Raw genomic sequence first — 20703 nt, 5'->3', positions numbered from 1 at the left:
CAATGAAAAATCATTGACTTTAACGCGCTGCTTTTTTCTTTTTGAAATACTTTAAACCAAAGTATAGAGCAATAAAAAGAACAGCTCCTATAATTATGTAATGTGTGTAATCAGATGCATACTCTTTAATTTGTCGCCAATTCCCACCAAGTTTTTCACCTAAGTATATAAATAGAATTGACCATGGAATGATCGCTACAACCGTATAAAGTGTAAATAGTTTTAATGGCATCTTAGCTAGTCCTGCTGGAATAGAGATCGCATGACGTACTACTGGGATAAAGCGCGCAGAAAATATTACGCCTGCTCCATAACGCTTAAACCAACCTTCCGCTATGTCTAAATGATGTTTATTAATAAGTAGATATTTCCCATATTTCTCTACAACCGGACGCCCTCCGTAGTATCCAAGCCAGTATAAAAAGATTTGCGCTAAAGTACCACCAATCGTTCCGGCGATAACTGCACCCACAAAACTAATTTTACCATTCGCTACTAAAAAGCCAGCATACGAAAGTACAATTTCACTCGGGATTACTTCAATCATTAAAGCAAGAGCTACTCCAAAGTAACCTAAGCTTGCAAAAAATTGCAATAACTGATCTATTATGTTTGCTAACATGTTCTTTTTTATCTCCTTTTTTCTTCACATACCATCCCATTATTACATAAAGGCTGCAATCTGCCAATATCTTCATTTTAACAATATGTACAATTCAAGCAGGATTAATCTATTAATTTCTCTTTCTGCGGGTCTTTCATGTAGGCAAACATCTCTTTAATTTGGTCTTCTGTATTTCTAGCAATTGATAAATTAGGCAATTCATTTTCACCAAAAAACTCCACCTCTTCTGTTTCAATGCTAGTTTTCTTTTCTCCACCAATAATCTCACATCCAATGAAAATCTTATATACATGCGTCGCCGATGGAGATGGTTGATGTTTTTCTTTATCAAATATAGCTAGTAACTTAAAATGATCTACCTCATAACCAGTCTCTTCGAAAACTTCTTTTGCTGCAACTTCGGTTGGCGTATAACCGACATCAGCCCATCCACCTGGCAATGCCCATTTCCCATCGCTTTTTTCTTTCACAAATAATAACTTTTCATTTTGAAAAACAACCGCTCTTATATCAACTTTAGGTGTTTGATAGCCTGTCTCACTTGCAAATAACTTCTCTACGATTTCCCAATCTGTTTTCGTGTAATGTGACATCATTGAAATAGAAATATCTCGTAATTGCTGGAAACGTTCAATATCATACACATCCTTAGAATACGTTAAACCTGCTTGAGCTATAGATTGTATTTGTTTTACCCAATCAATCCATTTAATCGTCATATATCCGCATCCCCATTCTCTATCAAATATATTACTTCATTTTTATTGATACATCTTTATTATACAAAAAAAAAGAGATTGATAACGTTTCAATCTCTTTCAAAATTAATCCAATTCATGTAAGTGGTCTTGTATATACTTTCTTCTCTTATTTATATATTCATAAATCATATCAGCCTCTTGATCAAATGTTTCTAATTTTTCTTTCATGTATGGATCTTGTAGTAAATATGGACGAATCAATTCACACAACCCTTCTACTTTCGGCCTCATAAACGAAACTGTAAATTGATCTTCTAATATTTCTTCCAAAATACTTCGATACTGCTTTCTAAATACAGGTATGTCTAGCAATCTTGCACTTAACGTATTATAACCTTGAATGCGAATATATTCATGATTAAGTGGTCTCCCTTGTACATCTCGCCCCCAAGTCGCATCATAATCCCACGGTATAACTTCAAATAAATTTGTTTCATCGTTATGATATAGTGCATAGTTATGAACGAAACCATCAAAGTTTTGCGTAAAAATAACTCCTGCTAACCATCGTAAATATTTATCTACATGTAGAAACTTCCCAATCTCTTTTTCATAGGCTTCCCTCGTCAAAGTATTCGCTTGAAATACAAATTCACTCAGCTGTTCTTCACTATTTTTATTCGAATATTTAAATTCATAACCCGCAAAGAGCTCTGTCTTAACATCTTTATCTCGTTCACTCATTAATGAAAAATTCGCATCATCATCTATCGCATAATAAATAGAACCACTCGGTAATCCTCTATTTTTTAAAAAATTTTCATCAACCGATTCTAACTGTAAATACACACCTTGAATTTGACCATTAATTTTTATAAATACATGTTGTGATTTTGGCGAAAGTACACCAATATCATGAAAAAAATCTAAAGATAATTTATTTCGTATGAGAGACGGATCCATAAACTCCGAATTCAAATGAAACTCTTTCGCACCTTGAAATTTTTTAGGCTTATAAAACATAACATGATAAGACTTTTTCTCAAATTCGCGAATATGAGCTCCTCTGTATACGATATCAATATCATACTTCTTTTTTCCATAAGTCAATTTTGCTGGTACTGGACTATCTGACCAAATGTCCTTTTTCAATTCCACTAAGTACATTGGATGAACAAAAAAATCATATGAAGGCAGCATGTTTTCTCATCCCTTCTCAGTTCTCTTCATTCAATGTATGCGCCTTGTCTTGTCCATACATCCGCAATCATCTATTTATATAAAATTACACTCTTGTCCTGTTCAGAAAGATGCCTACATACATATCATGTTAAGGAAAAAGAATACCTTTTCACTTTAATACATGATAAGGAGGATTTCTATGAAACGTGATATTAGAAAAGCTGTCGAAGAAATCAAAAGTGCTGGGATGGAGGATTTCTTACACCAAGATCCAAGTACATTTGAGTGCGATGATGATAAATTCACTCATCATCATTGTACAACTGGATGTAAATGTACAACTGGGGGTAAATGTCCTAGAACAAGATGTACTCGCGTGAAACATTGTACGTTCGTTACAAAATGTACGCATGTAAAAAAATGGACATTTGTTACGAAATGTACACGTGTACGTGTTCAAAAATGGACGTTCGTTACGAAAGTAACGCGTAGAAAAGAATGCGTATTAGTTACAAAACGTACTCGCAGAAAACATTGTACATTCATTACAAAATGCATACGCTTTGAAAAGAAATTTTTCTGGACAAAACGAAGTTTCTGTAAAAAATGCGAATTCTTCCCTAACAGACACGGTCACTCTTGCGATGATTCATGTGATCATGGTAAAGACTGTCACGATAGCGGACACAAATGGAATGATTGCAAAGGCGGACATAAATTCCCATCTTGCAAAAATAAGAAATTCGATCACTTCTGGTATAAAAAACGTAACTGCTAGTTTTTATACCACCCAAAAAAGGCCGTTTTGCGGCCTTTTTTACATTTATTGAAAGTGACTTATATCTGCAAATTGTTTCACTTTACCAATACCCTCTTCAAATTCTATTATGCTCAAACTGGCACTATGCATAAATGGATCATCCCACACATTTTCTATTTCAATTCCCGCGAAATGCCCTACAAGTAATTTTGCTGCTGCCGCATGAGAAACAATCAATATGTTTTGTCCTTTATGCTTCTCTAAAAGAAGCTGCATCCCTTCAATTACTCTTTCATAAACGGCCTCAAAATTTTCGCCTGATGTTGACTGAAAAAGATGTGGCTCATTCCAAAACAGATGTACTTCTTCTGGAAATTGCTTTTCTATATCCGCGATTGTTTGTCCTTCCCATATACCCATGTTGATTTCATAGAAATGCTCATCCGCTATAATAGGTATATCACGTTCCCCCTTTATTAACTCTGCCGTATGAAGTGTTCTTTCGCTCGGACTACTATAAATCGCATGGATTGGTAAATCTTTCATTCGATTCCCTAATTGTTTCGCCTGAACTATACCATTTTCAGTTAAAGCAGAATTTTTCCGTCCCTGCATTCGCTTCGCTACATTCCACTCTGTTTCACCATGCCTTGTTACATATATAGTTGTTTTCATTTCTTACTCCCCCTCACCATGTTGGTCGTAATTCCCACGGTTCAACTCTCCCTACAATCCACTCCGCTCGTTTACTTTCAATCCCTTTTATAACTCCATCAGCTATCTCTTCATGAGTAAGCCATCTTCCATATGTATCTTCTAAAATAAAACCTAAAATAATTCTATGATAAATACATCGCGTACTCCCTATTTTTTGTGCAGGCATACGTGATGCTTTACTACCTAAAATATGAAATAAACTATATGTTTTAGACGACAAATCTAGTTCTTTACAAATATTTGATAGTGCATGCTTTGCACTTGTGTGTACCCATGCAACAACTAATGTGATCGGGCCATTTTTCTTAATTGTACTTTTAATAGCTAGCTTTACATCTTCATCATTATGATAATCTAACGAAAGGCATGTAATATTTTCTGGTGCAGAACTCATTCGCTTAACATTTTCTAATTTCACTTCATCTCGCCCGATAATAGAAACATAAAATCCTTTCTCACAAAGCCACATAGAAACTTTCTTTAGCATTCCTGTTCCACCAATTACAAGTGCATGCAAATGCTATCCCTCCCTAATAAAATGTCATATGAGGTTTCTCATCTCTATAATAATTTAAACGGTCTTGCAGTGTCCCTGAGTGAAACTCAAATTTATGACCGTCAGGATCAACAAAGTATATAGATTCGCAATCTCTTACATCACGTTCTCTTCCTTGTAAAATATGAACATCATTTTCTTCTAATCGCTGTATTAGACATTTAAAGTCTTCTTGTTCAACAGAAAATGCAATGTGCGTATAAGATTGATGAATCTCATTTCTCGGAATATGCGTCTCTTCATTAAGCGCTATCCATACTCCACATATGTTAAAATAAGCTAATTTTCTTCCTTTAACTAATAATTCTCCTTCTAATACTTTTTCATAAAACATAATAGAGTTTTCTAAATTAGATACCGAAAAACAAATATGATTGATTCCTCTTAACAACTATAATTCCTCCTTATACAAATAAAAGATGAGCGAAAATTCACTCATCTTTTATTATACTATTTTTTTGTAATATATGCCCATTTATAACTGAAGTCCCCGCCAAACGTATGGTTAGCAATGCCTTTTACAAATGGCTTCTCTAAATAAGCTGTACTTTGTTGGTACGTAGGAGAAATTGCTGCGTCTTGACCAATTAAGATTTTTTCAGCTTCCGCAAGTGCATTCCAGCGTGCTTTATCATCTTTTAATAGCTCTCCTTTTGATTTCGCTACTAAATCATCATACTTCGGATTAGAATAATCCATTTCATTAAATGAGCTTCCAGTAACAAACATATCAATATAAGTCATTGGATCCGGATAATCAGGGCTCCATGCAGATAATGAGAATTCATATTGGAATTTCTTTTCTAAATCTAGCTTCTGCTTGTATGGTTGCTGTTTCAAATTCACTTTAATACCAGGCAAGTTTTTCTCTAGTTCTTCCTTAATAAAGTCGCCTACTTTTTTACGGCTACCGTTATCATCGTTTAGTAATTCAACCGTAATTGTATCTTGACCAAGCTCTTTCTTCGCTTCTTCCCATAATTTTTTTGCTTTCTCTGCGTTATCTTTACTATCACGGAAGTTTTTATTTACAGAGCGGAAATCTTTTCCATCCGGACCTGTCGTGAATTTTTCAGGTACTAAGAAATATGCTGGCAATGAACCGTCATTTAAAATGACATCAGCAATTCCTTTTTTATCGTATGCCAAATCAATCGCTTCACGTACTTTTTGGTTTTTAAATGTTGCATTTTTTTGGTTAAAACGTAAGAAATATATGCGCGGGTCTAACTTCGTTTTAAATTCATCTGGTTTATTCTTTTTATATTTATCAACAAATTCAGAAGTTAAAATAACTCGATCTGCTTGATCACTATCATATAAATTTACTCCCGTGCTTGTTTCCTTCACAATACTTACATTAATTTCGTCTAACTTTACAGTATCTTTATCCCAATAATTAGGATTTTTCTTTAACTGATAATTTTGTTCATGTTTCCATTGACTCATTGTAAATGGTCCATTATATACTAATTTATCTGCTTCTAATCCGTATTTATCTCCTTGCTCTTTCACATATTTTTCATTTAATGGGAAAAATGTAGGGAACGACGTAAGCTCAAGAAAATAAGGTGCTGGTTGCTCTAATTCTACTACCAACGTTTTATCATCCTTCGCTTTAACACCCAATTGATCTGCTGGTAATTCACCTTTATTTACTTTCTGTGCATTTTTCACATCAAATAAAATGAACGCATATTCTGCCGCTGTTGCTTTATCTAATGTACGTTGCCATGCATATACAAAATCTTGTGCTCGAACTGGATCACCATTTGACCATTTCGCATCACGTAATTCAAATGTATATGTCTTTTTATCTTCACTAATCTTCACATCTTTTGCCATACCTGGTGTTGGTTTATTATCTTTATCTAGACGATATAAACCTTCCATTGCATTTACAAATACACGGAAAGATACAGAATCCGTTGATTTAGATGTATCCATTGAAGGAATTTCAGCTGTTTCTAGCAAATTTAAAACTTGTTTATCGGCCATTCCCTTATTCGATTCTTTCTTCGTTGTCGAAGCCTTCTCACCATTCCCACACCCTGCAACCAATACACTCGTCGTTAACGCAAGTGCAGCAATTGTTGTTGTCTTTCTCTTCATTCTTCCTTCCCCCAATCTATATGTATAAGTTAAATCCTATATAATATATTTTATTATACAAAAGATTCTGATTATTTTAAATATTTATTTTAACAAACATAGAAAAAAGCGATCGGAAATTTCTTTCCAGCCGCTTTCTTGAATAGCATTTACTTGTAATCCATCCTCTATATCAAATGGATTTTGAACTTTAAATATTTCTTCCATTAGCTTCAAAAACTCTTCTTCAGTTTTAGATTCACCATTAACCATAAATGAGTATGGTTCCACTTCACCTAATTTATAATCGACAACAAATTGAATCTTCACCTTTTGTCTTGGCGTTCCGGTGTTATATCCTTGGAATTCTACTAATTCTAACCCTTCCGTTCCACGATAATATATCCAACCTGAATTTTGAAAATAATTTTCGAAAGATTCACCTATTGAAAAGAAAGGATATTCATAAAGCGAGCTTGTACGAACCTTTTGAATAACGTCTCGATCAGTCGGAAAAAAGAAATGACTAAAAAATATGCTAGCAACTGCTAAAATAGTAACAATTGTCGCTCCCATTTTGCTCGTTCCGCCGCTATCATTGATTAGATAGTTTTCAACTGATTTATCTTTTATTTCTCTTGCTTTTATTCGGTATATACGTCTTTCCGCAAATTGATAGTACAATCCATTTGCAAAAATCCCCATTCCAAACAGAATAAAAATGAGTAATAAAAACGTAAGAGGCACCATATTAATGATTGGCAACGCTACATTAAATCCCATATAATACGAAAATGCATCACACGCTACTAATAACAACATAAATAAAGCAGCTGGTACATAATACTTACGATATCCTAGCCAGCCTATATTGAAAATAGCAGCCCAACCATTCCAGCTCCACCTAGCAATCCGCTTATTCTCAAGCTCCCATTTCCTTTTGTAATACGGATATTGTCTCCCTACATATACTTCTAGTTCTTTATCTATTAACGAGCTACCTTCATCTTGTTCATTATCCAAGTTTCGCTGACAACTTGCACAATTTAACTGTTCCTCCTCGCAAGGTTGCCCACAATTTATACATTTCAAAACAATCCCTCTTCCCATCCATACGTCATTTCAAAATACCTTCGTGTTTTAATAACCACTCTTTCCTCCATAAACCACCAGCATATCCAACAAGCTTTCCACTCTTCCCTATTACACGGTGACATGGAACAATTATTGAAATTGGATTCCGACTATTTGCCCCTCCTATTGCCCGTACAGCTTTTGTATTTCCAACTTTCTCTGCAATATCTAAATATGAAGCACTTACGCCGTATGGAATAGTATAAAGTGCATCCCATACATTTTTTTGAAATGCTGTTCCCTCCGCAGACAGCGGGACCGTAAACTCTTTTCTTTTCCCTTTAAAATATTCATCTAACTCATTTATACATTGTTCTATCATTTCATTTTTATTTTCTTCTTGTCGTTCATCAACAAATATAACAGACGTAATTCCTTCTTGATTCGCTGTAATTTCAAGCAAACCTACTTCGCTTTCATAATAAGCCTGGTACATATGCCATCCTCCAATTCAGTTCATATTAGTCATTGTAACACGAATATACAAAATTTTTCGTATAAGCGTTTTATTAGAGAAACAAAAAAGAGAATGATACAATGTAAGAAAATTCAATCTAGGAGGCTATTGGATGAATTCCGAACTTTTTTCACCTTATACAATTAAGGACGTTACATTAAAAAACCGGATTGTTATGTCACCTATGTGCATGTATTCATCGGAAAACGGGGATGGCCAAGTAACGAATTTCCATCTCATTCATTATGGAACAAGAGCTGCCGGTCAAGTTGGTTTAGTTATGATTGAAGCAACAGCCGTGTTACCTGAAGGCCGAATTTCAAATAAAGACTTAGGCATTTGGGATGACAACCTAATTGAAGGCTTACATAAAACGACTACTTTTATACATGATAATGGTGCAAAAGCTGCCATTCAACTCGCTCACGCCGGAAGAAAAGCAGAATTAGAAACAGATGCGTTAGCTCCTTCAGCCATTCCATTTAATGAAACAATGAAAATGCCAATAGAAATGAGCAAACACCAAATTAAAGATACTGTATTAGCTTTTCAGCAAGCTGCAGTACGATCAAAACAAGCTGGATTTGATGTTATTGAAATACACGGTGCTCACGGTTATCTTATTAATGAATTTCTTTCTCCGCTTTCCAATAAGCGGACTGATGAATATGGTGGTTCACCTGAAAACCGCTATCGTTTCTTACGCGAAATCATCGACTCTGTAAATGAAGTTTGGGACGGACCAATATTTGTCCGTATTTCAGCAAATGATTATCATCCTGACGGGCTAACGGTTCAAGATTACGTTCAGTATACAAAGTGGATGAAAGAACAGGGAATAGATTTAATCGATTGTAGTTCTGGCGCAGTTGTACCAGCACATATTGATGTGTATCCTGGTTATCAAGTACAATATGCCAAACATATTAAAGAGCATGCTAACATTGCAACTGGTGCAGTTGGATTAATTACGACCGGAGTACAAGCAGAGCAAATTTTAAATAATAACGAAGCAGATTTAATTTTTATCGGACGTGAATTACTTCGCAATCCGTATTTTCCGAGAATAGCGGCCAATGAACTTGGCTTTGAATTGCAAGAACCTCACCAATATAAGCGAGCACCAGGAAAAATTCATACGAATAAATAAAACCGAGAAGTCATTCTTCTCGGTTTTATTTATTCTATCGTTGTAATTTCATTTGAATTATAAGTATGGATACCCGATTCTTCTCGCAGCGCGGTTATATACATCCCTTTCGCCACATCTTTAGCTGAAATTGGTTTATATTTTTTGAAAGCTCCTTTAAAGATAAACGGAATAATACGAGATAACTTTTCAGCCATTCGTTCGCCGAAACGAAATTCTTGTCGATTTCCTACTAATAATGATGGTCTAAAAATGTGAATACCACCAATCACTAACTTTTGCAATTCTTCTTCCATTTTTCCTTTCACTTGTGAATAAAAGAAGAATGATTTAGGATTCGCTCCCATAGAAGACACGACAAGGAAATTTTGTACCCCTTGTTTTTCAGCTAAACAAGCAGCTCGTAACGTATATTCATAATCTACTTTTTTAAAATTTGCTTTTGTTTTTGCTTTTTTTATTGTTGTTCCTAAGCAACTAAAAACATCATCCACAGCAAAGAACTCTTTATATTCCTCTAATACCGAAAAATCAACTTGTTTCTGCTGTAACTTCTCATGTTGCAATTGCATTGGCTCTCTTACAAAAATAGTAACCGAATCGTAGTAATCTGATTCAAGTAATAGACGCGTTATCTCTTGTCCAACTAAACCACTTGCACCGAGTATTAACGCTGTTCGCTTATTCATATATGCATATACCTCTTATTTTACTTTTCTCTCCTTTAGTAAAATACAACCTTTAGGAGTTTCCTGCTCTTATTTTACCACAAGTAAAACACTATGCGTACGCATAGTGCTTTACTCACTCTTTTTTCTCATCTCTCTCTTGTAATTTCGTTATTGTTGTAGCGTCCCCTAAATTACTTATTAATCTTCTTAAAAAAATTAATACGAAAGATAATGGCAATACTACCGCTAATATTAATAAAATAGCTTCCATTAAGTAACCCAAGCGCTCATCCCCCTCTTTACCTCCTTTTCAATATATGAAAACAGCGTTGTCACATATGCATGCATTTGCAAAAATAATACCCCTATATTTGACAACTTTATAACAAAAACAAATCGGAATGATTATTATTTATTGCAACTTTATTAAAGATGTATTATACTAAGTTCGCAAACTAAAACGTAATTATTCCGTTTTGTATTAAAATGATATTTTTCTTCTATTATTGGGGAAAATATATCCGTAAAAAAGAAAAGAGGAGAACTTCATGCCTAAAAGATTGACTATATTTTCATTCTTACTTATTTTTACCTTAATTTTCGCTGGCTGCTCAAATAAAAAAGAAAGTAATGCCAAGAAAGATGGAAAGCTAACAGTTTATACAACGATTTTCCCACTTGCTGATTTCGCAAAGAAAATCGGTGGCGACTATGTAAATGTTGAAGCGATTTACCCACCTGGTGCAGATTCACATACATTTGAACCAAGTCAAAAACAAACGGTACAAGTTGCAAAAGCCGATTTATTTGTTTATAACGGCGCTGAATTAGAACCATTTGCTGAAAAAATGGAAAAAACATTACAAAAAGAAAATGTTAAAATTGTAAATGCATCTAAAGGTATTGAGCTTCGTGCTTCTACTGAAGAAGAACATCATGATCATGGAGATGGCCATAAAGAAGATGAACATCATCACGATAAAGACCCGCATGTTTGGTTAGATCCTACTCTAGCAATGAAACAGGCAGAAAAAATTAAAAATGCACTTGTAGAATTACAACCTGAACATAAACAAGAATTCGAAAAAAACTTTGCAGCACTTCAAACTAAATTTACTGATTTAGACGATGGATTTAAGGCAGCTGTAGCGAACGCAAAAACGAAAGAAATTTTAGTTTCTCATGCTGCCTATGGTTACTGGGAACAACGATACGGCCTAAAACAAATTCCTATCGCTGGAATTTCAGCTTCTGATGAACCATCTCAAAAGCAGCTTGCTGACATTACAAAAACAGTAAAAGAACATAATCTAAAATATATTTTATTCGAAACATTCTCTACTCCAAAAGTAGCATCCGTAATTCAAAAAGAAACTGGTACAAAAGTTTTACGCTTAAATCACTTAGCTACTATTTCTGAAGATGATGCAAAAAATAATAAAGATTACTTTACTTTAATGGAAGAAAACGTAAACACATTGAAAGAAGCAACAAACTAATCCATTACACTTTCTAGGCAGCTGAATTTGTTATTCAGCTGCCTTTTTATGTATTTATCCTTGACTTGACCAAAATAACAAGTAAAATTATCCATATTAGCTTTAAAGCTATATTAATTTAGAAGGTGAGTTGGAATTATGAATCTTCACATTTGTGAAGTAACAGCAAAAAATTGGCGTTCAGTAGTTGCTTTAGACGTCGCAAAAGATCAGCAACAATTTATTGAAAGTAACGCGTTTTCTTTAGCAGAATCATTATATGAAGGAAACGGAACGTCAGTAGGTTTATATGATGGAGAAACACTTGTAGGATACGCAATGTATGGATGGTATTCAGTAAAACATAAAAGTGTATGGCTCGATCGCTTTATGATTGACCAACAATATCAAGGAAAAGGATACGCAAAACGTTTCCTTCGCTTACTCATTCAATTCTTACAAGAAAAATTTGAATGCAAAATAATTTACTTAAGTTTACATCCAGACAACAAACTTGCAATGGGACTGTATGAATCATTTGGTTTCCGCTTAAATGGGGGTATTGATGATGAAGGTCCAGTTGTAGGTGTTGTAATGGAGTTACTAATAGACGAAAATACAAGCCTGTGAAAACAGGCTTTTTATTATACATTTATCAATTTTTAGTTTCTCTCCCTTATTTAATTCTGTTTTGCAATCTAATAGAATGCTCATAAAAAATAAGCCTGCAATTTACGCAGACTTATTTCACACACTCCTCGAAATGTTCTTGGAACCACTCTTTATTAATATCTCTTCCGATAAAAACTACTTCACTTACTCGCTCTTCTCCCTCTTGCCACTCTCTATCGTACGAAGCAGCAAATAACGTATGTACACCTTGGAAAACGATACGTTTATCTACTCCATCTATCGATAAAATTCCTTTGTAACGATATAAATATTCCCCTAGCTCTTGAACGACAGCTGACATCCACTCATTAAGCTTTTGTAAATCCAGCGGACGTTCTTCACGTAATACAAATGATTTCACACCTTCTAAGTGGTTATGTTCTTTATGAGGGTAAATTTGCAACGTATCTTTCGTTTTAAACGTTTGGATTTGTAATAAAGATGGTATATCTACCTCACAGTTAGTCGCCTCAATTAACTTTGCAGTCGGGTTAATTCCTTGAATTTCATGCAAGAGATGTTCTTTCTCATTCTCTTCAATTAAATCTAATTTATTTACTAAAACGACATCAGCAAACGCAATTTGCTCTTTTGCTTCTAATCCTTTTTCAAAATGTTTATGTATATGATAACTATCTACTACCGTTACAACACCGTTAATTTGGTAAGCAGATTGAATAACTGGATCTAAAAAGAATGTTTGAATAATCGGGCCTGGATTTGCAAGGCCAGTCGTTTCAATTACTAAACCATCAAAATCCATTTTCCCTTCCGCTTTTACGTCCAGTAACTGTTTTAAAGCAACGAGTAAATCTTCACGTACAGTACAGCATAAACAGCCATTTGTCATTTCCATAATTTCTTCTTCCACATTCATAATCAACTGATTATCAATGCCAATTTGCCCTATTTCATTTACAATCACCGCTAATTTCTTACCGTGATTTTCTGATAAAATACGATTTAATAATGTCGTTTTCCCAGATCCAAGAAAACCAGTTAATATTGTTACTGGAATCATTTCGTACATCTCCTTATAGCTATATGTTTCTACATTATAGCATATGAACACTCCCCCACTTAACAAAGCTTGAAGTGGGGGTTTCTAACGTTTCGACCTAACGGACGATTAACGTCAGGGGAGTTAACACATTAGCGAGCTGTTTCACGCCTAACCCCTCTATCCCATTTGTCCATGCATTTGGGATTACTTTTCGTAAAATGTTAGCCGCAGCATTTACATCTGCATTAATTAAAGTTTTATTTGCTGAACGATATATACCGCGCTTTATTCGTTTTCCTGAAAAAGTTGTATTTTGGTCATTTTCTCCATACGTTGGAATGAAGTCGTTATCCAGAAAACTTGCTTTCGATGTATATGATTCTTCAGTTACAACAACTTGAATGCCTACAGCATTTGCTTTGTATGTAATCATTTGAATCAGTAAATTATGCGGGATATGACAAAACGATTGGTTATTTCTTTTTCCCATATTCGTTTCTTGTTTCCAACTTTTGTTTTGACCAATAACGATTTTACAAACTTCTTCTTCTTGAGCTAGTTTTACGATGTGGTGACTAACTTTATGGAAGACGTCTTTTATTTTCAAGTAACGTTTTTGATGAAGTTTTTCTATCCTTTTAGAAGTAAAAGGTCCTTCATTCGTTTGTTTTCCATTTCTAAGAATGCTTGTAAAATGACTCTTCATTTTGTTGTAATATTGATTTATGCTTTTGACATGTTTGCCCTTAACAAGGACAGGTTTCATACCTGTGTTTGTTACGATGGTTGCAAGGTTATCAATCCCTAAATCAATACTCATATAACGAGCATTCTCTTCAATCATTTGTTGTTCAGAAGGAACATCAATTACCAATTCCACTACATATTCATTGTATTTTGGAATCACACGAACTTGTTTCAGTTTACCTTCAGTGAAACCTAGTTTCCCAATATTTAATTGCAATTTCGTCTTTGGAAACTTTAAAAATCTACCGTTTTTAATGATGCAATCTTGGTTTGTATACAGAATCTCTTTTTCAGAAGAACGAATATACTTTGGAATCCTAGGCATTCCATCATATTTGTTTGGATTCTTTTTATAGTCTTTTAAACTAGCAAAAAAAGATTTCCAATTTTGGAACAAACCTTTCATGATGGACTGGCTACATTGCGTAGGCAAAGCTCGATAATCATTTTGAATCATAGCCTTAAATAGTGCATCTAGAAAGTTGTAATCTACATAAGGTTTTTCAAAATTAGGTTCTGAAAACAAATTACATGTAATCTCTTTCTGTTCTTCTTTAGGCTTTACTTTCTCTTTTTCCAATTTCTTCCGATAGACAAGACGTTGTGTGTCATTCATCTTCCCAATATTTTTATGAATATTATCCAGAACTTCTTTTTGCAAAGGCTGCAACTCTTTTTCTTGTGTTAATCCAGTGTACACCTGGCGTATATAAAAGTTTGTGGTGTTGTACATATTCTTAGCGTTATGACAACATTCTTGAAAATAAGAATACATACGATGCCCTTTTTTTATCCAGATTTGAAGAGTTTTATAGTTTGATGGATTTTCTTTTGCCATTTTATTCACCTCCTTGTTAAGGATATTATAGCAAAAAAGAACATACGTTTCCGTTTTTTTCTCAAAAATAAAATATTCCTTTCGATTCACCTCACCACCTTCATTTACGTTTAGAGATGGGAGTCCTCTCGAAAGGCATGATAGAAAAAATCGTTTTTATAGCAAAACATATTTATTGTCTGTACACCTAATTAACTATATAATAATATGTAGTAAGAAAGCCTTTTCAAAACATTATTATTCATCAAGGGGGTACTTATAATGGAGCGAGTTCAAATGGCTGAAACGCTAGAATTTTCTCGTATTATTCAAGGATTTTGGCGTTTAGCAGAATGGAATATGACAAAACAAGAATTACTTTCTTTCATTGAAGATTGTATGGATATGGGAATTACTACTTTTGATCACGCTGATATTTACGGCGCATATACGTGTGAAGGGTTATTTGGCGAAGCTTTACAATTAAAGCCTTCCTTACGAGAAAACATGCAAATTATTACAAAGTGTGGAATCGCTCCCCCATCACCGAAATTTCCAGAACGATATGTTGCTCACTACAATACTAGTACAGAGCATATTATGCAAAGTGTAGAAGCATCACTTAAAAATTTACATACAGATTATATTGACGTATTACTTATTCATCGTCCCGATCCTTTTATGGATCCAAATGAAGTGGCAAAAGCCTTTTCACAATTAAAACAAGAAGGAAAAGTTCGTCACTTCGGTGTATCTAACTTCTTACCTTCACAATTTAATATGTTAAATTCGTACTTAGATTTTCCACTTATTACGAACCAAATTGAAGTTTCTGCATTGCAGCTTGAGCATTTTGAAAAAGGAACAATTGACTTATGCCAAGAAAAACGAATCAATCCAATGATTTGGTCACCTCTTGCTGGTGGGGAGATTTTTACTGGTCAATCAGAACGTGCTGTACGTGTACGTGAAACTGTGCAAAAAGTTGCTACTGAGCTAGGTGTTTCTAGTATAGATACGGTTATGTATGCTTGGTTACTTGCTCATCCAGCTAATATGATGCCAATCGTTGGCTCTGGTAAATTAGATCGCGTAAAAACTGCCGCTCTTGCTACAAAAGTTAACTTAGACCGTCAACAATGGTTTACAATTTTCGAAAGCTCTAATGGACATCCTGTACCATAATGCATAAAAAGAAGAGCTGTTTTCTTACAGCTCTTCTTTTTCATATGTATTTCTAGTCATGGCAAATACACACATATCTCTTAATCCGTTTCCATCTACCGCAACACTCGCACTTTCTAACGTACCTTCTAACTTAAAACCTAATTTCTCAGGTATCGCTCTACTCTTCTTATTGAAAGAATCACAACGAATTTCTACACGGTTTGCTTTCAATTCAGAAAAAGCGTAATCCGTTATACCTTTCGCAGCCTCTACCATATAGCCTTTTCCGCTAAACCTTGTATCAATCCAATATCCGATTTCAAATTGGGGTATATCCCAATTAATACGATGTAATCCGGCTGAAGCAATAAATTCACCTGTTTCTTTCGAAAATACTAGTAATCTTAAATCCTCACGTTGCAAAAATTGAATATGTGATTTTCTAATACTTTCTTCTACTTCTTGCTCTGTTTGCTCTTTTTGTGCAAACACCATCCAAGGTTTTAGTTCTTGTATTGAAGCCTGAATTGCATCATATACAACTTTACCATCTCCTGGTTTCGGCATTCGAATAAAAAGTCTGTCAGTATAAAATTCAGAAGGAAAATCGAATAATAATGGATTCACTGTAAACACTCCCTATATTTCTTTTATATATAATAATATCCATCTGAAGTTATATAGTAAAGAATTTTCTGAATTGAAAACCTTTTACTCATTCACTTCCACCGCTACACGAATTCCAGATTCAATCGCACCTTGAATCCATCCGTGATATAGCGTTGTATGATCTCCAGCGAAGAATATTCTCCCCTCTGGTTTGACAATCGCTGGTTGCAGCTCAGATTCTTGACCTGCTTGAAAAAGTGCAAATCCTCCAAGCGCATACGGATCCAATGTCCAGCTTTTTGAAATTCCAGATATGAACTCATCATACACTTGACCACCTAATATTGTTGCTAAGTTGTGTAATGCGTAATAAATACGATCCCCTTTTGATAAACCATCCCATAACAACGCGTCATAAGACCATGTATAGCTACCTAACATCATAGCCGGTCCTTCCTCCCCAATTCCATAACTTGGATAATAGGCATAACGAATTGGCAAATCTGTTATAATTCTGCCACCTAATTGTCCTTGTTCTTCCCAAAATCGGCTTTTAAATTGAATTCCTATTTTCGTCGCAGGCATATAATGTAATTCACGAATTGCTTTCCATTTTTCATGAGATATAGAATCAAACGGATCTACTTCTACAAAACGCATTGTCGAAAACGGAATGGTAACAATAACTAAATCTCCTGTAATACTACTATATTCAAAAGTTTCCTCGTTCCGATAGAAAGCTGTCACACCATTATCGTGTTGATGTAACTTCATTAATTTTTGATTATATATAATATTCTCTTCTAATTGCGGTAAAAATGACTTTGGCAATCTATCATTCCCGCCCACAATTTCACAAAATCCGCTCTCCTCTTGCATAATGTATAGAAAGCGTAAAGTCTCTACAAACGACCGTTCCAAAAAACCTTCTAAATCTAATAAAACACCAATCATCTCAATTGTTACTGGCGAAAAGTAAGTATTATACTGATAAGGATGATACTTTAAAAATTGTCCAGTAGAGTATCTCCCAAAATCCTTTACAACAATATCCCAATTTTTTTCTGGGTTCTTTTTTATAAAATTTATAACGGGCTGTACCGCTAACAATAATAATTCCTCTGACGTTTTTCCAACTTCATTCATTTCCACAGGATATCTTAGAATACTTGGATCTTTTTCATATTGTTTTAACGTCGTTTTCCGTCCATTTACGTATATAATATCCGTCTCATTCCTATTAATAAAAGGACTCACCTGTAGCCCAAATTTTCTTATATATGCCATCGTTAATGTATGCGAATACGGAATTCTCATTGCTCCAACATCTAAATATAATCCGGTATCTTCCATTCTCACTGTTTCTATACGGCCACCTACCCGGTTATTTGCTTCAAAAATTTTCACATCATGTCCTGCAGCCTTTAATAAAGATGCTGAAACTAACCCAGCCATACCAGCTCCCACTACAATAATCTGTTTTGGGCTTATCGTCTTCTTCAATCCTTTATCTATAACTTTTAACGCTTCATCCATTTCAGTGTTATACATTATATCTTTCTGCACAATTCCACCCCTTACTTCATCAAATGGACGTTAGTGGTTTAGTGCATTTTATTCATAAATCCCCATAAACATAACACCATTGCAATTTGAATATTCACTAAAAGTACATAAGAGACAGATCTCACTTTTCTTTATACTTCGTATAATATAGCAACTACAAAGAAGGAGTGGTTAAAAATGAAACATACTTATGACTACGATGCTACAAAAAAACATTTAGAATTAAAGAAACAAAACTTATGTAAAAAATTTAGCAATATGACACTATCTGAAAAAGAACGTGAACAACTAAAGCGTGAAATTGACAACTATGAATATATTTTAAATCTAGTCGAAATGAATCATTATGAACGCGGATTTTCTCGTTAAAAGCGGAAATAAGATTATCCGCTTTTCATTTTGAGCATTTCACTACGCATTTTTCATAAGTAAATATATAATAGGATGTACATTAAGATTGAGAGGTATATTCTATGATCAAGTTAAGTGTATTAGACCAATCACCTATTTCAGATGGTAGCACAGCAGCCCAAGCTTTTTCACATACAGTTACGCTTGCACAAGAAGTTGAAAAACTCGGATTCACACGTTTTTGGGTATCCGAACATCATAATTCCGTAAGCTTAGCTGGTTCAAGTCCAGAAATACTTATTTCTCATATTGCCGCAAAAACGGACCGTATTAGAGTCGGTTCAGGTGGTGTTATGTTACCGCATTATAGCCCATATAAAGTTGCTGAGAATTTCCGTGTTCTAGAAGCATTGTATCCGAACCGCATCGATCTCGGTGTTGGTAGAGCACCTGGTGGTATGCCAATAGCAACTCGCGCACTTCAAGAAGGGAAAATGGTCTCACTTGATCAATATCCAGAACAAATTGCAGACGTTGCAATGTACTTACATGATCAAGTACCAGAAAACCATCACTATGCAAACTTAAAAGCCACTCCAGTTATCCCAACGTCTCCTGAAATGTGGATGCTCGGTTCTAGCGGAGAGAGCGCTAAAATTGCTGCAAACAACGGAGCTTCTTTCGCATTTGCACAATTTATTAACGGCTTCGGAGGCCCTGAAGTTATGAGGGCTTACCAAGAACAATATGAGCCTTCATTTTTAGGAGATAAGCCTAATTCAATCGTTGCCATCTTTGTTATATGCGGAGAAACAAATGAAGAAGCGGAAAAAATTGCTTCTAGTTTAGATCTATCAATCTTATTATTAGAGCAAGGAAAACGAACTACTGGTACACCTTCTATTGAAACTGCTCAAAATTATTCATACAGCGCTTATGATTTATTCCGTATAAAAGAAAATCGTCAACGTATGATTGTTGGTGATCCGTCTTCTGTAAAAGAAAAAATAATAAACTTAAGCAAAGCATACAATACTGACGAATTTATGATTGTCACGATTACTCATCAATTTGAACATAAATTAAATTCTTATCGCTTACTAGCAAATGCTTTTAATTTATAATTCTAAAAAGAGATGCATCACATGTGATGCATCTCTTTTTCTTACTACTTATTGTTTTCATTTCCTATATATTCAATAGCTTCTTTTAATAGCTCTTCAAAGTTAATAGGATAATCATGATCTAAGTCAGGCACAACTTTATACTTATGTTCTATATTTTTCTCTCTTAATAGTTGTACAAATTGCTGCGTGGATTCGAAACAATCTTCATCTTGATCCCCGCATACTATATATCCTTTTATATGTTTATCCTTCAGCACTCTTAGCAACTCATCCCATTCTTCAATCTCGGGAAGCCATGGTGCCATAAAAACAAAACCATCTACATTTATATCTTGTTGTAAAATCGTATATAAAGCTACTCTCGCCCCTGCAGAAAAACCACCAATGATTACACTTTCTACTGTATGATTTTCTATAAACTTATTGTAATGCTCTTTTAATTCCTCTTTCCCTCTCTCTATATCCTCCCAAACAAATCCATCTGAAAACTCAATTTGTGAAGACTGTGGTAAAGCTAACATATAATCTTGTATCAAAACAGATTTCCAATATGGTTCTACTATTTGTATATTTTCTTGGTTACCATGCAATGTAAGTAGTAGATTTCCCTCTTTCTTACTGTATATATATTTCACATCTGGTCTTTCCTTTTTATGTGCTAATTCTTCTCTTTCTTTACATAATTGCACCATTGTATGAAATTCTTCAAATTTATGTAGTGATTTTAAATCTTCGTCGGAAATTAAATACTCATTTCCATACCAGAATCCCTTTTCTATAATGGCCTCTCTCATTAAATGTAATGCTTCTTTTTCAAGTCCCGATGCACTTGCGAGTGCATACTTAAAATTATATATTTGCGCCTCATTCCCTATTACACCTGTAGCGTTTTCCATTATATAATTGTACGCTTCAAAACTTCCTTTATTTGCATAACAACGTAACGTTTCATTTAATAATTGAATGTAAGTCATACTATTTTTCATGTACCAATTCCCCCGAAACCTTTTATAATATTTGTTTGCGAATCTTTATACCACTTTGTATAACCCACGCTAACAATACCTTATTCTCAGAATGATGCTTAATAGTTGCTCTTCCCTGTCCAATACATTTAGTATA

At 34.4% G+C, this 20703-nt stretch carries 23 protein-coding genes; 7 read left to right on the top strand and 16 right to left on the bottom strand.

Going from position 1 to position 20703, the window contains the following annotated elements; genetic code table 11:
• Window positions 1-19 precede the first annotated feature (19 nt).
• The 3 genes from uptA to cotH all read right to left on the bottom strand — a co-directional run bounded on the left by uptA (window position 20) and on the right by cotH (window position 2526).
• Window positions 20-622, bottom strand: coding sequence for an undecaprenyl phosphate transporter UptA (gene uptA / locus HFD78_RS16155; RefSeq protein WP_000880691.1), 603 nt, complete (start codon window positions 620-622; stop codon window positions 20-22).
• 104 nt (window positions 623-726) lie between these two features.
• Window positions 727-1344, bottom strand: coding sequence for an NUDIX hydrolase N-terminal domain-containing protein (locus tag HFD78_RS16150; RefSeq protein WP_000153576.1), 618 nt, complete (start codon window positions 1342-1344; stop codon window positions 727-729).
• Window positions 1345-1449: 105 nt separating this feature from the next.
• Complete coding sequence (gene cotH, locus HFD78_RS16145; RefSeq protein ID WP_000937999.1) at window positions 1450-2526, bottom strand: spore coat protein CotH; 1077 nt, start codon at window positions 2524-2526, stop codon at window positions 1450-1452.
• Between the two features lie 181 nt (window positions 2527-2707).
• Here cotH and exsB point away from each other — a divergent pair, with 181 nt between their 5' ends.
• Complete coding sequence (gene exsB / locus HFD78_RS16140; RefSeq protein WP_000817498.1) at window positions 2708-3286, top strand: exosporium protein ExsB; 579 nt, start codon at window positions 2708-2710, stop codon at window positions 3284-3286.
• Between the two features lie 45 nt (window positions 3287-3331).
• Here exsB and HFD78_RS16135 read toward each other — a convergent pair whose 3' ends face one another.
• The 6 genes from HFD78_RS16135 to HFD78_RS16110 form a co-directional block, all read right to left on the bottom strand.
• Complete coding sequence (locus tag HFD78_RS16135; RefSeq protein ID WP_000858827.1) at window positions 3332-3943, bottom strand: phosphoserine phosphatase 1; 612 nt, start codon at window positions 3941-3943, stop codon at window positions 3332-3334.
• A gap of 13 nt (window positions 3944-3956) precedes the next feature.
• The gene (locus HFD78_RS16130; protein WP_000543118.1) at window positions 3957-4502 is read right to left on the bottom strand and encodes a short-chain dehydrogenase; all 546 of its coding nucleotides are present in this window, start codon (window positions 4500-4502) and stop codon (window positions 3957-3959) included.
• 13 nt (window positions 4503-4515) lie between these two features.
• Window positions 4516-4932: a FosBx1 family fosfomycin resistance bacillithiol transferase gene (gene fosB, locus HFD78_RS16125; protein WP_000943769.1), complete on the bottom strand. Its 417-nt coding sequence runs from the start codon at window positions 4930-4932 to the stop codon at window positions 4516-4518.
• Between the two features lie 59 nt (window positions 4933-4991).
• Window positions 4992-6653 carry a peptide ABC transporter substrate-binding protein gene (locus HFD78_RS16120; protein WP_000824279.1) on the bottom strand — a complete coding sequence of 554 codons (1662 nt, stop codon included), beginning with the start codon at window positions 6651-6653 and terminating at the stop codon, window positions 4992-4994.
• An 84-nt stretch (window positions 6654-6737) separates the two neighbouring features.
• The gene (locus HFD78_RS16115; RefSeq protein ID WP_002196418.1) at window positions 6738-7742 is read right to left on the bottom strand and encodes a DUF2628 domain-containing protein; all 1005 of its coding nucleotides are present in this window, start codon (window positions 7740-7742) and stop codon (window positions 6738-6740) included.
• 7 nt (window positions 7743-7749) lie between these two features.
• Window positions 7750-8202: a methylated-DNA--[protein]-cysteine S-methyltransferase gene (locus HFD78_RS16110; RefSeq protein ID WP_000283913.1), complete on the bottom strand. Its 453-nt coding sequence runs from the start codon at window positions 8200-8202 to the stop codon at window positions 7750-7752.
• 133 nt (window positions 8203-8335) lie between these two features.
• Between HFD78_RS16110 and namA the strand changes: the two genes are divergently transcribed.
• Window positions 8336-9373 carry an NADPH dehydrogenase NamA gene (gene namA / locus HFD78_RS16105; RefSeq protein WP_048567425.1) on the top strand — a complete coding sequence of 346 codons (1038 nt, stop codon included), beginning with the start codon at window positions 8336-8338 and terminating at the stop codon, window positions 9371-9373.
• 29 nt (window positions 9374-9402) lie between these two features.
• Here namA and HFD78_RS16100 read toward each other — a convergent pair whose 3' ends face one another.
• A complete protein-coding gene (locus HFD78_RS16100; protein WP_001042736.1) occupies window positions 9403-10062 on the bottom strand; it encodes an oxidoreductase in 660 nt (219 codons plus the stop codon).
• A gap of 115 nt (window positions 10063-10177) precedes the next feature.
• Window positions 10178-10327 (bottom strand): hypothetical protein, encoded by a 150-nt coding sequence (locus HFD78_RS16095; protein WP_000540932.1) that lies wholly within the window; start codon window positions 10325-10327, stop codon window positions 10178-10180.
• A gap of 265 nt (window positions 10328-10592) precedes the next feature.
• Here HFD78_RS16095 and HFD78_RS16090 point away from each other — a divergent pair, with 265 nt between their 5' ends.
• Together HFD78_RS16090 and HFD78_RS16085 are read left to right on the top strand one after the other, a co-directional pair.
• Window positions 10593-11543, top strand: a complete 951-nt coding sequence (locus tag HFD78_RS16090) for a metal ABC transporter substrate-binding protein (protein WP_001126151.1) — start codon at window positions 10593-10595, stop codon at window positions 11541-11543.
• A 138-nt stretch (window positions 11544-11681) separates the two neighbouring features.
• Window positions 11682-12152: a GNAT family N-acetyltransferase gene (locus HFD78_RS16085; protein WP_001048680.1), complete on the top strand. Its 471-nt coding sequence runs from the start codon at window positions 11682-11684 to the stop codon at window positions 12150-12152.
• Between the two features lie 112 nt (window positions 12153-12264).
• Here HFD78_RS16085 and HFD78_RS16080 read toward each other — a convergent pair whose 3' ends face one another.
• Both HFD78_RS16080 and HFD78_RS16075 read right to left on the bottom strand, forming a co-directional pair.
• Complete coding sequence (locus HFD78_RS16080) at window positions 12265-13215, bottom strand: CobW family GTP-binding protein (RefSeq protein WP_000613419.1); 951 nt, start codon at window positions 13213-13215, stop codon at window positions 12265-12267.
• Window positions 13216-13312: 97 nt separating this feature from the next.
• Window positions 13313-14782, bottom strand: coding sequence for an RNA-guided endonuclease InsQ/TnpB family protein (locus HFD78_RS16075; protein ID WP_001040871.1), 1470 nt, complete (start codon window positions 14780-14782; stop codon window positions 13313-13315).
• A 261-nt stretch (window positions 14783-15043) separates the two neighbouring features.
• On the opposite strand from HFD78_RS16075, the gene HFD78_RS16070 reads away from it, so the two are divergent.
• Window positions 15044-15946 (top strand): aldo/keto reductase, encoded by a 903-nt coding sequence (locus tag HFD78_RS16070; protein WP_000442784.1) that lies wholly within the window; start codon window positions 15044-15046, stop codon window positions 15944-15946.
• 24 nt (window positions 15947-15970) lie between these two features.
• On the opposite strand, the gene HFD78_RS16065 is transcribed toward HFD78_RS16070, so the two are convergent.
• Both HFD78_RS16065 and HFD78_RS16060 read right to left on the bottom strand, forming a co-directional pair.
• Window positions 15971-16555, bottom strand: a complete 585-nt coding sequence (locus HFD78_RS16065) for a GNAT family N-acetyltransferase (protein WP_001068749.1) — start codon at window positions 16553-16555, stop codon at window positions 15971-15973.
• 84 nt (window positions 16556-16639) lie between these two features.
• The gene (locus HFD78_RS16060; RefSeq protein WP_001168117.1) at window positions 16640-18103 is read right to left on the bottom strand and encodes a flavin monoamine oxidase family protein; all 1464 of its coding nucleotides are present in this window, start codon (window positions 18101-18103) and stop codon (window positions 16640-16642) included.
• A gap of 177 nt (window positions 18104-18280) precedes the next feature.
• Here HFD78_RS16060 and HFD78_RS16055 point away from each other — a divergent pair, with 177 nt between their 5' ends.
• Both HFD78_RS16055 and HFD78_RS16050 read left to right on the top strand, forming a co-directional pair.
• Window positions 18281-18472 carry a DUF3896 family protein gene (locus tag HFD78_RS16055; RefSeq protein WP_000683354.1) on the top strand — a complete coding sequence of 64 codons (192 nt, stop codon included), beginning with the start codon at window positions 18281-18283 and terminating at the stop codon, window positions 18470-18472.
• A 104-nt stretch (window positions 18473-18576) separates the two neighbouring features.
• Entirely contained in the window at window positions 18577-19578 is a 1002-nt protein-coding gene (locus tag HFD78_RS16050) for an LLM class flavin-dependent oxidoreductase (RefSeq protein WP_000594042.1), read from the top strand.
• Between the two features lie 44 nt (window positions 19579-19622).
• Here the strand turns inward: HFD78_RS16050 and HFD78_RS16045 are convergent, their stop codons facing one another.
• Window positions 19623-20567 (bottom strand): alpha/beta hydrolase, encoded by a 945-nt coding sequence (locus tag HFD78_RS16045; protein ID WP_000798319.1) that lies wholly within the window; start codon window positions 20565-20567, stop codon window positions 19623-19625.
• Window positions 20568-20703: the final 136 nt, after the last annotated feature.

This window comes from Bacillus sp. EKM501B (assembly GCF_011800505.1).
In the GTDB taxonomy this organism is placed as follows: domain Bacteria; phylum Bacillota; class Bacilli; order Bacillales; family Bacillaceae_G; genus Bacillus_A; species Bacillus_A cereus.
Note: the sequence above shows the minus strand (reverse complement) of the source record. Positions and strands in the feature narration are given on the sequence as shown.

Excerpts from the sequence above, each read along its gene's own strand:
- exsB (WP_000817498.1), top strand. The coding sequence starts at position 2,708 with ATGAAACGTGATATTAGAAAAGCTGTCGAAGAAATCAAAAGTGCTGGG.
- HFD78_RS16075 (WP_001040871.1), bottom strand. The coding sequence starts at position 14,782 with ATGGCAAAAGAAAATCCATCAAACTATAAAACTCTTCAAATCTGGATA.
- HFD78_RS16110 (WP_000283913.1), bottom strand. The coding sequence starts at position 8,202 with ATGTACCAGGCTTATTATGAAAGCGAAGTAGGTTTGCTTGAAATTACA.
- HFD78_RS16085 (WP_001048680.1), top strand. The coding sequence starts at position 11,682 with ATGAATCTTCACATTTGTGAAGTAACAGCAAAAAATTGGCGTTCAGTA.
- cotH (WP_000937999.1), bottom strand. The coding sequence starts at position 2,526 with ATGCTGCCTTCATATGATTTTTTTGTTCATCCAATGTACTTAGTGGAA.
- HFD78_RS16080 (WP_000613419.1), bottom strand. The coding sequence starts at position 13,215 with ATGATTCCAGTAACAATATTAACTGGTTTTCTTGGATCTGGGAAAACG.
- HFD78_RS16070 (WP_000442784.1), top strand. The coding sequence starts at position 15,044 with ATGGAGCGAGTTCAAATGGCTGAAACGCTAGAATTTTCTCGTATTATT.
- uptA (WP_000880691.1), bottom strand. The coding sequence starts at position 622 with ATGTTAGCAAACATAATAGATCAGTTATTGCAATTTTTTGCAAGCTTA.
- HFD78_RS16100 (WP_001042736.1), bottom strand. The coding sequence starts at position 10,062 with ATGAATAAGCGAACAGCGTTAATACTCGGTGCAAGTGGTTTAGTTGGA.
- HFD78_RS16115 (WP_002196418.1), bottom strand. The coding sequence starts at position 7,742 with ATGGGAAGAGGGATTGTTTTGAAATGTATAAATTGTGGGCAACCTTGC.
- HFD78_RS16135 (WP_000858827.1), bottom strand. The coding sequence starts at position 3,943 with ATGAAAACAACTATATATGTAACAAGGCATGGTGAAACAGAGTGGAAT.
- HFD78_RS16120 (WP_000824279.1), bottom strand. The coding sequence starts at position 6,653 with ATGAAGAGAAAGACAACAACAATTGCTGCACTTGCGTTAACGACGAGT.
- HFD78_RS16150 (WP_000153576.1), bottom strand. The coding sequence starts at position 1,344 with ATGACGATTAAATGGATTGATTGGGTAAAACAAATACAATCTATAGCT.
- HFD78_RS16055 (WP_000683354.1), top strand. The coding sequence starts at position 18,281 with ATGAAACATACTTATGACTACGATGCTACAAAAAAACATTTAGAATTA.
- HFD78_RS16090 (WP_001126151.1), top strand. The coding sequence starts at position 10,593 with ATGCCTAAAAGATTGACTATATTTTCATTCTTACTTATTTTTACCTTA.
- HFD78_RS16045 (WP_000798319.1), bottom strand. The coding sequence starts at position 20,567 with ATGAAAAATAGTATGACTTACATTCAATTATTAAATGAAACGTTACGT.
- namA (WP_048567425.1), top strand. The coding sequence starts at position 8,336 with ATGAATTCCGAACTTTTTTCACCTTATACAATTAAGGACGTTACATTA.
- HFD78_RS16050 (WP_000594042.1), top strand. The coding sequence starts at position 18,577 with ATGATCAAGTTAAGTGTATTAGACCAATCACCTATTTCAGATGGTAGC.